The 1257-nt window shown below is 42.4% G+C and carries 1 protein-coding gene; it reads left to right on the top strand.

The window, feature by feature from the left end; translation table 11 throughout:
- Positions 1 to 61 precede the first annotated feature (61 nt).
- The coding region (locus M3O96_RS21865) for an IS4 family transposase (RefSeq protein ID WP_249725441.1) at positions 62 to 1257 on the top strand (1196 nt) is incomplete at its 3' end.

Raw genomic sequence — 1257 nt, 5'->3', positions numbered from 1 at the left:
CCATTGTGAAGCCTACCCTTTTTTCTGTATTTTCAGTTTACCACAACATGTAATACAGAACATGAAAAATACACATTTCTTCGGACAGCCGATTTTTTCACAGCTTCTTTCTTTTATCGATAAGTCAGTTTTGTCCAAGGTCAAGGCTAGGCATCAATCTGACAGGTATTATAAAAAATTTGACACCTGGCAGCATTTAGTCACCATGCTGTACTGTTCTTTCAGTGGAGCAACCTCTCTCAGAGAGCTTTCTACGGGACTTTTGGCCTGGCAAAACAGACTGATCCATATTGGTATGCCGTCTTCACCCAAAAGATCCACCATATCCGATGGGAACAGCAAGCGGCCAAGTGAAGTGTTTAAAGATATTTACATGGAGCTTTTCGGAAAATACCGTCATATTTTACCGGACAGCCGATTGAAAATGGAAGTAATCAAAAAACTCTTTATCGTTGATTCCACGGTAATCAGTCTGTTCAAGGACATCCTCAAAGTGGCGGGAAGACCCCGAAAGGACGGCAAAAGCAAAGGAGGGATCAAAGCACATGTAATGATCCATGCTGCCGAGCTGATGCCCTGTCTGGTCAGGTTTACCGAAGGAAGCCGCAATGACCATACCTTCCTCAAACATCTCAATATTCCTGACGGCTCTTATGTAGTCATGGATAAAGGTTATACCGATTATCTGCAATACGCCCAGTGGACAGACAGAGGTATTTATTTTATCACCAGAATGAGGGAGAATGCCATTTATCAAAGTATGGATGAGTCCGATCTTCCTGATGACAAAGATCAGGATATCCTCAAAGACGAAACAATCACGGTCACCTATACTGTAAATGGGGAAAAACAGGCTTTGAGGCTCCGCAGGATTGCATATTGGGACGACCTAAACTCAAAACTCCTTGTCTTTCTTACAAACAGCTTAGATCAGGAAGCCTCCACTATTGCAGGGATTTATAAGCACAGGTGGCAGATTGAACTCCTTTTCAAAAAGCTCAAACAGAACTTCCCACTCAGATATTTCCTGGGCGATAACCAGAATGCAATTGAAATCCAGATCTGGTGTTCGCTCATATCACTTTTGCTCATGGAAGTTGTCCGAAAGACAGTCAAAAGGAACTGGGCTTTCTCCAATATGGTGGCTCTGGTCAGATTCCACATGATAAACTATGTCCACCTTATCAATTTCCTGAACAATCCTGAAAATGAACTGAAAAAAAACCTGCAGGACTCAGGTCAAACATACCTTTTTCC

It is taken from the genome of Aquiflexum sp. TKW24L (assembly GCF_023502205.1).
In the GTDB taxonomy this organism is placed as follows: domain Bacteria; phylum Bacteroidota; class Bacteroidia; order Cytophagales; family Cyclobacteriaceae; genus Cognataquiflexum.
The sequence above is the reverse complement of the archived record's forward strand: the minus strand, read 5'-3'. Positions and strand labels throughout refer to the sequence as shown.